Source organism: Streptomyces sp. NPDC024555 (assembly GCF_055559335.1).
Window position 1 is genome coordinate 47,595 of sequence record NZ_JBVHKV010000022.1, and the last position, 13,944, is coordinate 61,538.

Here is a 13,944-nt window from a genome sequence, read left to right on the forward strand (position 1 = left end):
GGACCGTCTCCTGTTGGCGTCGCCACGGGAGACGGTAGCTTCGGCTTTCGCTCAGGAAGACTTACCGAACTCCCTGTGGATGAATTCGAACAGCTCGTCGTCTGTCGCTGTCTCCAACTTGCGGGTTACGGGCACCTCGTCATCCACGGTCTGCCTGTCCCCCAGCGCCGACAGTAGGCTGCGCAGCCGGGCTTGGACGGCGTCGAGGTCGTGGTCTGGGGAAAGAGCTGAAATTCCGGCCTCAATCTTGTCCAGCTCCTGAAGAACTGCCTGGTCCGGAGCGAGCGGTGCGGGCTGCTCGCCGAGGAGTCCGGTGCGCAGCCTCGCGACGAGGTCCAGGGCCGTGGGGTGGTCGAAGACGAGGGTGGCGGGCAGTTTGACGCCCGTCGCCTTCGTCAGCCGGTTGCGGAGCTCCACGGAGGTCAGGGAGTCGAATCCGAGGCTCTTGAAGGGGCGGTCGACCTCGATGGCGTCGGGTTCGTCGTGGCCGAGGACGGCGGCGACGGCGGTCCGGACGAGTCCGAGGAGGGCGGCGTCGCGTTCGGCGGCCACCATGCCGCGCAGCCGGTCGGCGAACGCGTCGTCCGGCTGTCCGGCGGCTGCGTCGGGGCCGGCTCCGTCCGTCGCCGGGGCGCCGGTCGGGAGTTCGGCGAGGAGCGGCCGGGGCCGGGCGGCGGTGAAGCCGGTCGCGAAGCGCGGCCAGTCGATGTCCGCGACGGTGAGCAGTGTCTCGTCGTGTTCCAGGGCCTGGCGCAGGGCGGCGAGGGCCCGGTCGGGGGCCATGGCGTCGACGCCCCGGCGGCGCAGTTGTTCCTCGGCGGCCGGGTCGGCGGCCATACCGCTGCCGGACCAGGCGCCCCAGGCGACGGAGGTGGCGGTGCGGCCGCGGGCGCGGCGGGACTGGGCGAGGGCGTCGAGTGCGGCGTTCGCGGCGGCGTAGGCGGCCTGGCCGCCGCTGCCCCAGACGCCGGCGTTGGACGAGAACAGCACGAAGGCGTCGAGTGCGTCCTCGTCGAAGTACTCGCCGATCAGTTCGTCGAGATGGGTGGCGCCCAGGGTCTTGGCGGCGAGGACGTCCGCGCATTCGGCGGGGGTCATCTCGGTGAGCGGGGTGGCCTGGACGAGTCCGGCGGCGTGGACGACCGTACGGAGCCGGCGGCCCTCGTCGCGGAGTCCGGCCAGGAGTGCGGCCACCGCGTCCCGGTCCGCGACGTCGCAGGCGGTGATGGTCACGTCGGCGCCGAGCGCGGTGAGTTCCTTGTGCAGGGCGTCGGCGCCGGGCGCGTCGGGGCCCCGGCGGCCGGCGAGGACGAGGTGTCCGGTGCCGGCGGCGGCGAGCCAGCGGGCGATGTGGGCGCCGAGGCCGCCGGTTCCGCCGGTGACGAGGGCGGTGTCCCGGGGCTGCCAGGACCGGGCGGGCGGGGTGTCGCCGAGCGGTGCGGGCGCCAGGCGGCGGACGAGGGCGCCCTGGCGGCGCAGGGCGATCTGGTCCTCGTCGCCGCGTCCGGCCAGGAGGTGGCGGAGCCGTTCGGCGTCGGAGGTGTCGAGTGCGGCGGGCAGGTCGACGAGCCCGCCCCAGCGGTCGGCCTGTTCCAGGCCGATGACCCGGCCCAGGCCCCAGATCTGGCGCTGTACGGGGTCGGTGAGCCGGTCGCCGGGGGCGGCCAGTTCGGCGGCGCGGGTCAGCAGCCACAGGGGCGCGTCGTCGTCCGTGTCGGCCAGGGCCTGGGCGAGTTGCAGGGTCGCGGAGACTCCGGCGGGGGTGGCGGGGTGCTCGGGGTGCGGGCGGACGTCGGTGCCGAGCAGGGAGACGACTCCGTGCGGCGGGCCGGCGTCGGCCCGGTGGCCGCGCAGCAGGTCGGTGAGGGAGGCGCGGGTCGCGGTGGCCGGGTCGACGGTCGCGGTCCTCAGGGTGACGCCGGGGGCGTCGGCCAGGGCCCGGCCGACCGCCGCGCACCACTCCCGGACACCGTCGTCGGCGGTGCCGGGGAGTTCCGGGACGAGCAGGAGCCAGGTGCCGGTCAGGTGGGCGGGGCGCTGTTCGGGCAGCGGGCGCCATACGGCGCGGTAGCGCCAGGCGTCCAGGGCGGCGGCGTCGCGGCGGGTGCGCCGCCAGGCGGACAGTTGGGGCAGCACCTCGCCGAGGGCGGCGGCGCCGACGCCGAGGGTGTCCGCGAGGGCGTCGGTGTCCTGCTGTTCGACGGCCGTCCAGAATCCGGCGTCGGCGGGGTCGGTGGTGGTCCGGTCCGGGGCCGGTGCGGCAGGGCGGGGCCAGTAGCGGCGGTGCTGGAAGGCGTACGTGGGCAGGCCGGCGCGGGTGGTGTCGCCGTCGGGGGTCGCGGTGACCGCGTGCCGGTCGATCTCCACGCCGGAGCAGTGGGCCTCGGCGAGCGAGGCGGCGAAGCGGCGCGGGCCGCCGTCGTCGCGGCGCAGCGAGCCGCCGACGTGGACCTGTCCGGTGGCCGGGGTGTCGTCGGCGAGGTCGTCCACGGTCTCGCGGACGGGGACGGTGAGGACCGGGTGCGGGCTCATCTCCAGGAAGGCGCGGTGGCCCTGGCCGGCGAGGGTGCGGACGACGGGGTCGAGCATCACGGGGCGGCGCAGGTTGTGGAACCAGTACGCGGCGTCCGTCTCCTCGCCGTCGATCCACTCGCCGGTGACGGAGGACAGCATGGGGACGGTGGGGCGCTGCGGCCGGATCGGGCGCAGCGCGGCGAGGACGTCGTCCTCGATGCGGTCGACGTGGGCGCTGTGCGAGGCGTAGTCGACGGGGATGCGCCTGGCGCGGACGCCGGTGCTCTCGCAGTGGGCGAGGAGTTCGTCGAGGGCGTCCACGTCGCCGGAGATCACGACGGAGGCGGGTCCGTTGACGGCGGCGACGGAGCAGCGGCCCTCGTAGCGGGCGACGAGGTCGGCGGCCGGTTCGGGTGCGAGCATCACGGAGACCATGCCGCCGCTTCCGGCGAGCGCGGTCAGGGCGCGGCTGCGCAGGGCGACGACGCGGGCGGCGTCGGGCAGGGTGAGGGCGCCGGCGACGCAGGCGGCGGCGATCTCGCCCTGGGAGTGGCCGATCACGGCGTGCGGGCGGACGCCGCAGGACTGCCAGAGCGCGGCGAGGGAGACCATGACCGCGAACAGCACGGGCTGGACGACGTCCACGCGGTCGTAGCCGGGGGCGCCGGGGGCGCCGTGCAGGACGTCGGTGAGCCGCCAGTCGACGTGGGCGGCGAGCGCGTCCTCGCACTCGGCGAGTTTCGCGGCGAACACCGGGGACGACGCGGCCAGTTCGGTGGCCATTCCGGCCCATTGGGCGCCCTGGCCGGGGAAGACGAACACGGTCCTGCCGGGTGTGCCGGCCGTGGCGGTGACGACGTGGGCGGACTCGCGGCCCTCGGCGAGCGCGGTCAGTCCGGCGAGCAGTTCGTCGGGGCCGGTGCCGATGACGGCGGCGCGCCGGTCGAGCGCGGCGCGGGTGGTGGCCAGGGCGCGGGCGACGGCAGCGGGGGCCGGTGCGCCGGGGGCGGTGACGTGGGTGAGCAGCCGGGCGGCCTGGTCGGTCAGGGCCTGCGGGGTCTTGCCGGACAGTGTCCACAGCACCGCGTCGGAGAACGGGGCGGTGGGGGCGGGGGCGTCGCTCGCGGGTTCCTCGGTGTCGGGGGCCTGTTCCAGGATGACGTGGGCGTTGGTGCCGCTGACGCCGAACGCGGAGACACCGGCGCGGCGCGGCCGGTCGAGTGCGGGCCAGGCCCGCTGTTCGGTGAGCAGCCGTACGCCGCCGCCCTCCACGCCGTCCCAGTCGACGTGCGGGGTGGGGGTGGAGACGTGGAGGGTCTTGGGCAGGGTGGCGTGGCCCAGGGCGAGGACGGTCTTGATGACGCCGGCGACTCCGGCCGCCGCCTGGGTGTGCCCGATGTTCGACTTGAGCGAGCCGAGCCACAGCGGCCGGTCCTCGGGCCGGTCCTGCCCGTACGTGGCGAGGAGGGCCTGGGCCTCGATGGGGTCGCCGAGCGTGGTGCCGGTGCCGTGGGCCTCGACCGCGTCGACGTCCTGCGGGGTGAGGCCGGACGCGGCGAGCGCCTGGCGGACGACGCGCTGCTGGGCGGGGCCGCTGGGGGCGCTGAGCCCGTTGGAGGCGCCGTCCTGGTTGACGGCGGTGCCGCGGATGACGGCGAGGACGGGGTGGCCGTTGCGCCGGGCGTCGGAGAGGCGTTCCACCATGACGACGCCGGCGCCCTCGCCCCAGCCGGTGCCGTCGGCGTCCTCCGAGAACGCCTTGCAGCGGCCGTCGGGCGACAGGGCGCGCTGGCGGCTGAACTCCACGAACGCGCCGGGAGTGCTCATCACGGACGCCCCGGCCACCAGCGCGGCACTGCACTCACCGGCCCGCAGCGCCTGGCAGGCCAGGTGCAGGGCGACGAGCGAGGCGGAGCAGGCGGTGTCCACGGTCATGGCGGGCCCTTCGAGCCCGAAGGTGTACGAGATGCGGCCGGAGAACACGCTGGCGGAGCTGCCGGTGGCGAGGTAACCGGCGACGTTCTCGTCGGAGTTGTGCAGGGCGGCGGGGTAGTCCTGGCCATTGGTCCCGGCGAAGACGCCGATGCGGCTGCCGCGGACGGAACGCGGGTCGATCCCGGCCCGTTCGAAGGCCTCCCAGGAACATTCGAGGAGGAGCCGCTGCTGCGGGTCCATGGCCAGGGCCTCGCGCGGGTTGATGCCGAACAGGTCGGCGTCGAAGTCCGCGACGCCGTGGAGGAAGCCTCCCTCGCGGGCGTACGAGGTGCCTTCGTGGGCCGGGTCCGGGTGGTAGAGGCCGGCGGTGTCCCAGCCCCGGTCCTCGGGGAAGGGGCCGATGCCGTCCGCTCCGTCGGTGAGCAGCCGCCACAGCTCCTCGGGGGTGCGGATGCCGCCGGAGAAGCGGCAGCTCATGCCGACGACGGCGATGGGTTCGTCGCCGGCACCGGTCCGGGCGGCCGGGAGGAGGGCGTCGGCGGTGTCGTCGGCGGCGCCGGTCAGCTCGTTCAGGAGGTGCTGGGCGAGCGCGTCGGCGTTGGAGTGGTCGTAGACGAGGGTGGCGGGCAGGGCGAGACCGGTGAGCGCGGCGAGCCGGCCGCGCAGGTCCAGGGCGAGCAGGGAGTCGAAGCCGAGCGCGGAGAACGCGGCCCCGGGTTCGACGTCGGCGCCGGAGGCGTGCCCGAGGACCTGGGCGGCCTGGGCACGGACCGCGTCGAGCAGGGCGGCGTGCCGGGCCTGTTCGGGCAGGGCCAGCACCTCGCGGCGCAGGGTCGGCGCGTCGCCGCCCGGCTGGTCGGCGCTGTCCTCGGGGGCGGCGAGTGCGGCGAGGAGCCCGCCGGACCGGCCGGCGGACATCCGCGCCCAGTCGGCGTCCGCGATCACCGTGCAGGGCGCGTCGCCGGTCAGGGCGTGGGCGAGGGCGGCGAGCGCGGCCGGGGCGGCCATGGGGCTGAGCCCGGTGTGCCGCATCCGTTCGGCGAGGTCGCCGTCGGCGGCCATGCCGTCACCGGCCCAGGGGCCCCAGGCGACGGACAGCGCGGGCCGCCCGGCCCGGCGGCGGGTCTCGGCGAGCGCGTCGAGGTAGGCGTTGGCCGCCGCGTAGCCCGCCTGGCCGACGGAGCCGAGCGTGCCGGCGAGGGAGGAGAAGTACAGGGCGAAGGCGTCCGGCGCACGGTCGGCCAGCAGCGTGTCCAGATGCGCGGCGGCGGTGGCCTTCGCCGCCCAGATGGCGTCCAGCTGGGCGCGGGTCATGGTGTGGAGCAGCCCGTCGTCGACGATGCCGGCCGCGTGCACGACGCCGTCGACGCGGACGCCGTCGGCGTCGAGTCCGTCGAGCAGCGCGGCGAGCGCGTCCCGGTCGGAGACGTCGCAGGCCGCGAGCGTGACGCGGACGCCCGCCTCGGTCAGTTCGTCGCGGAGCGCGGCGGCGCCGGGCGCGTCCGGGCCCCGGCGGCCGACGAGGACGAGGTGCCGGGCGCCGTGGCCGGTCAGCCACCGGGCGACGTGGCCGCCGAGCGCCCCGGTGCCGCCGGTGACCAGCACGGTGGCGCCCAGGGGCAGTTCGCCCGCGGGGCGGGCGGGGCCGGTCACGCGTTCCAGCCGCCGCACGGACAGCCCGGTGGCGCGGACGGCGATCTCGTGCTCGCCGGTCTCCCCGGCCAGCACACCGGCGAGCCGTTCGAGGTCCGGTGCGGCCGGGCGGGCCGGCAGGTCGGCCAGTCCGCCCCAGCGGTCGGGGTGTTCGATCGCCGCGACCCGGCCCAGCCCCCAGACGGCGGCCTGCTCGGGGTCGGGTGCCTCGTCGCCGTCCCCGGTGGCGACGGCCCCGCTGGTCACGCACCACAGCGGTGCCGTGACGGAGGCCTCGCCGAGCCCGCGCACCACGTCCGCGAGCCAGCCGGTGCGGGCGGCCCCGTCCCCGGCGGCGCCGGTCGGCAGGCAGACGACTCCGGCCGCCCCCGCGTACGCGGCGAGCTGCGGCGCGAGGTCCGCGTCCGGGGCGAGCGCGACCGCCTCGGGGTCCGCGCCCGCGGCCCGGAGCGCGTCGGCGAGCCCGGTGACGAGCGGGTCGTCACCGGTCCCGGGCGCCAGCACCAGCCAGCGCCCGGCGAGCGGTCCGGGCCGTTCGGCGAGGGGGCGCCAGACGACCCGGTGGTTCCAGCTGTCCCGGGACTCCGCTCCCGCGCCCAGCCAGTAGCGCCGCCGCTGGAAGGCGTACGTGGGCAGATCGGTGACCCGTGCCCCGGCCGGGGCGAAGAACGCCTCCCAGTCGGCCTCGGCCCCGGCCGCCCACAGCTGGGCGAGCGCGGTGACGGCGGTGACGGGCTCCGGCTTGTCCCGGCGCAGCAGCGCACCCACGGACGCGGCGTCCGCGTACGTCTCGTCGATGGCGCCGGTGAGGGTGGCGTCCGGGCCCAGCTCCAGGAACCGGGTGACCCCGAGATCCTTCAGCCGGATCACCGCGTCCGCGAAACGGACCGTGCCACGCACCTGCTCGGTCCAGTACGCGGCGGTGAACCCGCTGACCTGCTCGCCGGTCAGTGTCGACACGATCGGAATGCGGGGTGTCTCGTACGAAAGCTCGGCGGCGACGGCCGTGAAGGCGTCCAGCATCGGGTCCATCAGCGAGGAGTGGAAGGCGTGACTGACCTCCAGCCACCGCGACTGACGCCCCGTGAGCTGCCCGGCCACCGCTTCGACGGCTTCACGGGTGCCCGAAAGCACCACCTGGCCGGGCGCGTTGACCGCAGCCACGGAAACGCCCTCCACCAGCAGCGGGGTGACCTCGTCGAGCGTGGCGCGTACGGCCCACATCGCACCACCGGACGGCAGTGCGCGCATCAGACCGGCACGGGCCGCCACCAGCCGGCACGCGTCGGCCAGGGACAGCACCCCGGCGACATGCGCGGCGGCCAGCTCACCCACCGAGTGTCCGGCCAGGTAGTCCGGCCGGACACCCCAGGACTCGACCAGGCGGTACAGGGCGACCTCGACGGCGAAGAGCGCCGGCTGTGCCCAGCCGGTGTTCTTCAACGCCTCCGCGTCCCCGAACACGACGTCGCGCAGGGGCCGGTCGAGCAGGGCGTCGAAGTGGGCGCACACCTCGTCCAGCGCCTCCGCGAACACCGGGAAGGCATCGGCGAGTTCGCGGCCCATGCCGAGCCGCTGCCCGCCCTGGCCGGAGAACACGAACCCGGTGAGGCCGTCACCGGCCGTCGCGGTCACCGTGCCGGGGGCGGGGGCGCCGTCGGCCAGGGAGCCCAGCCCGTCGAGCAGGTCGTCGGTGCCGGTGCCGAGGACGACGGCGCGGTGCTCCAGGGCGGCCCGGGTCGTCGCCAGGGAGAGGGCCACGTCCGCCGCGCCCGCCTCCACAGCGCCGGAGCGCAGTCGGGCGGCCTGGGCGGCGACGGCCTCGCGGGACCGGGCGGAGACGAGCCACGGGACGACGGGCAGCGGGGCCTCGGCCCGGACGGGTTCCGGTGCGGCGGGCGCCTCTTCGAGGATGATGTGCGCATTGGTGCCGCTGATGCCGAAGGCGGAGATCCCGGCCCGGCGCGGCCGGTCGCCGGCGGGCCAGGCCCGTGCCTCGGACAGCAGTTCCACGGCGCCCGCCGACCAGTCGACGTGCGTGGACGGCGTCTGCGCGTACAGCGTCCTGGGGAGTTCGCCGTGGCGCATCGCGAGGACCATCTTGATGACACCGGCCACCCCGGCGGCGGCCTGGGTGTGGCCGAAGTTCGACTTCACGGAACCGAGCCACAGCGGGCGGTCCTCGGGCCGGTCCTGGCCGTACGTGGCGAGGAGGGCGTGCGCCTCGATCGGGTCGCCCAGGCGGGTGCCCGTGCCGTGCGCCTCGACCGCGTCCACCTCGGCGGCCGAGATCCCGGCGGTGGCCAGTGCCTGGCGGATGACGCGCTGCTGGGCGGGGCCGCTGGGGGCGCTGAGCCCGTTGGAGGCGCCGTCCTGGTTGGTGGCGGTGCCGCGCACCACGGCGAGGACGCGGTGGCCGTTGCGGCGCGCGTCCGAGAGCCGTTCCAGGACGAGGACGCCCGCGCCCTCGCCCCAGCCCGTACCGTCCGCGTCGTCCGAGAACGCCTTGCACCGGCCGTCCCCGGCGAGACCGCCCTGGCGGCTGAACTCGGTGAAGCTGTCAGGGGTCACCAGGACGGCGACACCGCCGGCCAGGGCCATCGTGGACTCGCCGGAGCGCAGGGACTGGGCGGCCCAGTGCAGCGCGACCAGCGAGGAGGAGCAGGCCGTGTCGAGCGTGACCGCCGGGCCCTCCAGGCCGAGGCTGTACGCGACGCGGCCCGAGACGACGCTCGTGGCGTTGCCGACGAGCAGATGCCCCTTGACCTCCTCGGGGACGGACGGCAGCCCGCTGCCGTAGCCCATGCTGTTGCAGCCGATGAAGACGCCCGTACGGCTGCCGCGCACGGAGGACGGGTCGATCCCGGCGTGCTCGAACGCCTCCCAGGCCGTTTCGAGCAGGAGCCGCTGCTGCGGGTCGGTGGCCAGGGCCTCGCGCGGGCTCATGCCGAAGAAACCGGCGTCGAAGTCGATCGCGTCGTACACGAATCCGCCTTCGCGGACCCCGGCGACGTCGGTGGGCCAGCCCCGGTCGGTGGGCAGTGCGGACAGGGCGTCCGTCCCGGTGGCGAGCAGCTTCCAGAAGTCCTCGGGCGAGCGGATGTCGCCCGGGTAGCGGCAGCCGATGCCGACGATGGCGATGGGCTCGTCGGCCGCCGCCGGTCCGGTGCCCGGGGTGCCGGTGTGCTGGGCGGCGGAGGTGTCGCCGAGGAGTTCGGTACGGAGGAAGGCGGCCAGCAGCCGGGGCTGGGCGTGGTCGAAGACCAGGGTGGCGGGGAGCCGGAGCCCGGTGGCGGTGCCCAGGCGGTTGCGGAGTTCCAGGGCGGTGAGCGAGTCGAAGCCCAGCTCGCGGAAGGCACGGCCCTGTTCGATCGCGTCGGCGTCCGCGTGGCCGAGGACGGCGGCGGCGTGGGCGCGCACCAGATCGAGGAGTTCGCGCTGCTGCTCGGCCGGGGTGAGTCCGGCGAGGCGGCGGCGCAGGGTGTCGTCGGTGGCGTCCGGCCCGGTGCCCTCCGGCTGCCCGCCCGCCAGGGCGCGTACGGCCTCGGGGAGTTCGTCGAGGAGCGGGCGGGGACGGGCGGACGCGAAGGCGGGCGCGAAGCGCTCCCAGTCCATGTCCGCCACGATCGCGGCGGTCTCGTCGCGCTCGACGGCGGCGCGCAGCGCGGCGAACGCGGAGGCGGGCGCCATCGCCCGGATGCCCCGGGCCCCCAGATGGCGGGCCATGGAGTCGTCGGCGGCCATGCCCGCGCCGCCCCACGCGCCCCAGGCGACCGAGGTGGCGGTCCGGCCCGCCGCCCGGCGGCGGTGGGCGAGGGCGTCGAGGTGGGCGTTGGCCGCCGCGTAGACCGCCTGGCCACCGCTGCCCCAGACCCCGGCACTGGACGAGAACAGCACGAACGCGTCCAGCGGCCGGTCACCGAGCAGCGCGTCGAGGTGGGTGGCCCCGAGCGTCTTCGCCGCCAGGACGTCCGCGAGGCCGTCGGCGCGGTGCTCGGACAGGGGCGCGAACTCCCCGACGCCCGCCGCGTGCACGACCGCCGTCAGCGGATGCGCCTCGGGCACCAGGGCGAGGACCTCGCCCAGGGCCGCGCGGTCCGCGACATCGCAGGCCGCGAGCGTGACGCCGACACCCTGCCCGGTCAGCTCGTCGCGCAGCTCCGCCGCCCCGGGCGCCTCGGCACCGCGGCGGCTGGTCAGGATCAGATGGTCGATGCCCTCGGCCGCCAGCCAGCGGGCCAGTTCGGCGCCGATGCCGCCGGTGGCCCCGGTGACCAGCGCGGTGCCGTGCGGGCGCCAGCGGCGGACCCGGGCGTCCTCGGGCCGGGCGTGGACGAGACGGCGTACGAAGGAACCCGAGGCGCGCAGCGCGATCTGGTCCTCGCCGCCGTCGGCCAGCACGGCGGCGAGCCGTGCCGCGCCGCGTGCGTCGAGGAGCGCGGGCAGGTCGACGAGCCCGCCCCAGCGGTCGGGGTGTTCGAGCCCGACGACCCGGCCGAGCCCCCAGATCCCCGCCTGCGCCGTGCTGGGCTCCGGGTCGGAGGAGCCGATGCCCACCGCGCCCCGGGTGGCGATCCAGAGCGGAGCGGCGATGTCCGCGTCCCCCAGTGCCTGGACCAGCGCGACCGTGGCCGCGAGCCCGGACGGCACGGCCGGCTGCCCGGAGCAGGGGCGCTCGTCGAGCGCCTGGAGCGACAGCACCCCGGCCGGCTGCGGCACGAGCGCGCGCAGCCGCTCGGCCAGCGCCTCCCGTCCGCCGTCACCGTCCGCCGTCACCAGGGTCCGCACCTCGGCCCCGTGCGTGCGCAGGGCGTCCAGAACACCGGCGGTGTACTCGGTCCCGGCCTCGCCCTCGGGCAGGACCACCAGCCAGTCCCCGGCCAGCTCGGGCCGCCCGTCACCGGCGCGCCACGGGCGCCACTTCACCTCGTAGCGCCAGGAGTCGGTGGTGTCCTGCTCGCGCTGCTTGCGCCGCCAGTCCGCGAGCGCGGGCAGCAGCGGATCGATGACCGCCGCCTCCGCGTCCAGCGTCCCGGCCAGTGCCTCCGCGTCGGCCCGCTCCACCGCCGCCCAGAACTCCCGGTCGGCGGCGGTCCCCTCACCACCGGCGGCGGCCTCCTCGGCACGGACCTCGGGCCAGTAGGAGCTGCGCTGGAAGGCGTACGTGGGGAGGTCGACGAGCGCCGGGCGGGTTTCGGGGAACGCGGCCGTCCAGTCGACGTCCACGCCGTGCACCCAGAGTTCGGCAACGCCCGCGAGGAACCGGTCCAGGCCGCCGTCGTCGCGCCGGAGCGACCCGGTGACGATTCCCTCGTCGGCTATCTCCTCGATCGCGGCCGACAGCACCGGATGCGAGGAAACCTCGACGAAGACCCCGTACCCGTCAGCGGCCAGCCTCTCGATCGCCTGCGCGAAACGGACCTGGGAGCGGAGATTCGTCACCCAGTAGTCGGTGGTCATGTCCGAGCCGTCGGTGAACTCACCCGTCACCGTCGACAGCAGCGGAATCGTGCCGGCCTGCGGGCTGATCCCGGTCAGGCTGCTGGTCAGCTCGTCGTGCAGGACATCCATCGCGGGCGAGTGGGAGGCGTAGTCCACGGCGATACGACGGGCCCGCAGCCCCAGCTCCACACACCGGGCGACCGCTTCCTCCACAGCCTCGACCTCACCCGAAATAACCACCTGCGAGGGCCCGTTGACGGCAGCGACCGATACCCGGCCGCCCCACGTCTCCAGGATCTCCTCGACCTGAGCGACCCCGGCACCGACGGACGCCATCGTCCCGTTACCACTGGCCAGACCCGCAATCGCCCGGCTCCGCACGCAGACGATCCGCAGCGCGTCCTCCAAGGACAACGCACCCGCCACATACGCGGCAGCAATCTCACCCTGCGAGTGACCCACCACAGCGGAAGGCGTCACCCCGTACGACCGCCACACCTCCGCGAGCGCCACCATCACCACGAACGACGCGGGCTGGACGACATCGACCCGCTCCAGCGACGGCGCGTCCGGGCTGCCGCGCAGCACATCGGTCACCGACCAGTCCACCAGCCCGCCCATCGCGGCCTCACACGCGGCCACGACCTCGGCGAACACCGCCGACTCGTCCAACAGCCGGGCCCCCATGGCCACCCACTGCGCACCCTGGCCGGGGAACACGAAGACCGACCGGCCCACCGGACCGGCCACCCCGGACACCACGGCGGCCGACGGCTCGCCCGCAGCCAGGGCCGCAAGGCCAGAGCCGTACGAGCCCAGCACCACGGACCGGTGCTCGAACCGCGCCCGGGTCGTCGCCAGCGACCAGCCCACCGACACCGGATCGGCATCGTCATCGGCCGCCAGCGCACCCAGCGCCTCGGCCTGCCCCCGCAGCGCGGCGGCACTCCGCCCCGACATCAACCACGGGGCCACGGACGGGGCCGGGGACGGGGCCTCAGGGGCGTTCTCGGCGGGGGCCTCCTCCAGGATCACGTGGGCGTTCGTGCCGCTCATGCCGAACGCCGAGACGCCCGCGCGCCGGGGCTGTTCGCCGCGCGGCCACTCCCGGGCCTCGGCCAGGAGCTCCACCGCTCCGGCCGACCAGTCGACATGGGACGACGGGGTGCCGAGGTGCAGGGACTTCGGCAGGAGGTCGTGGCGCATCGCCTGGACCATCTTGATGACACCGGCGACACCTGCGGCGCCCTGGGTGTGGCCGAGGTTGGACTTGACCGAGCCGAGCCACAGGGGGCGGTCGGCGGGGCGGTCCTGGCCGTAGGTCGCCAGGACGGCCTGGGCTTCGATGGGGTCGCCGAGCTTCGTGCCCGTGCCGTGGGCCTCGACGGCGTCCACATCGGCGGAGGTCAGGCGGGCGTTGGCGAGGGCCTGGCGGATGACGCGCTGCTGGGCGGGGCCGCTCGGGGCGGTGAGGCCGTTGGACGCGCCGTCCTGGTTGACGGCCGTGCCGCGCACCACGGCCAGGACGCGGTGGCCGTTGCGGCGGGCGTCCGAGAGGCGTTCGACGAGGAGCAGGCCGACCCCTTCGCTCCAGGCCGTGCCGTCGGCGTCCTCCGAGAAGGGCTTGCAACGGCCGTCGGGGGCCAGGCCCCGCTGGCGGCTGAACTCGCGGAAGGTGGACGGGCTGGTCATCAGCTGGGCGCCGCCGGCCAGGGCCAGTGAGCATTCGCCGGACCTGAGGGACTGCACGGCCAGGTGCAGGGCCACCAGGGACGTGGAGCAGGCGGTGTCCACGGTCACGGCCGGGCCTTCGAGGCCCAGGACGTAGGCGATGCGGCCGGAGGCGACGCTCGTGGCGACGCCGGTGGCGAGGTAGCCCTCGGTGTCGATGCCCGACTCGTGGACGAAGGGGCCGTAGTCCTGGCCGGTGGCCCCGGTGAAGACCCCGGTGGCGGTGCCGCGCAGCGAGGCCGGGGAGATCCGTGCGCTCTCCAGGGTCTCCCAGGCGACTTCGAGGAGCAGCCGCTGCTGGGGGTCCATGGCCAGGGCCTCGCGCGGGGAGATGCCGAAGAAGCCCGCGTCGAAGCCGTCGGCGTCGTGGAGGAAGCCGCCCTCGCTGACGTAGGTGGTGCCGCGCCGGTCGGGGTCGGGGTCGACGAGGGAGTCGGTCTCCCAGCCGGGCCGGTCGGGGAACGGCGAGATGGCGTCCCCGCCGCCGGCCAGCAGCTCCCACAGCCGCTCGGGGCTGTCGGCTCCGCCGGGGAGCCGGCACCCCATGCCGACGATCGCGATCGGTTCGCGCGCGACCTGTTCGAGGCGCTCGTTGCGCTGCTTGAGCTGTTCGTTGCTGCGCAGCGCGGCACGCAGGGCGTCGACGATCTTGTCCGAGGGTGCGGTCAT

Annotated in this window: 1 protein-coding gene; it reads right to left on the minus strand. The window is 75.7% G+C overall.

Going from position 1 to position 13,944, the window contains the following annotated elements; all coding sequences use genetic code 11:
- Window positions 1-51: 51 nt before the first annotated feature.
- Window positions 52-13,944, minus strand: coding sequence for a type I polyketide synthase (locus tag ACZ4FH_RS30720; RefSeq protein ID WP_467309043.1), 13,893 nt, complete (start codon window positions 13,942-13,944; stop codon window positions 52-54).

What these genes read in the sequence shown, in the direction of transcription:
- ACZ4FH_RS30720 (WP_467309043.1), bottom strand. Translation starts at nt 13,944, where the DNA reads ATGACCGCACCCTCGGACAAGATCGTCGACGCCCTGCGTGCCGCGCTG.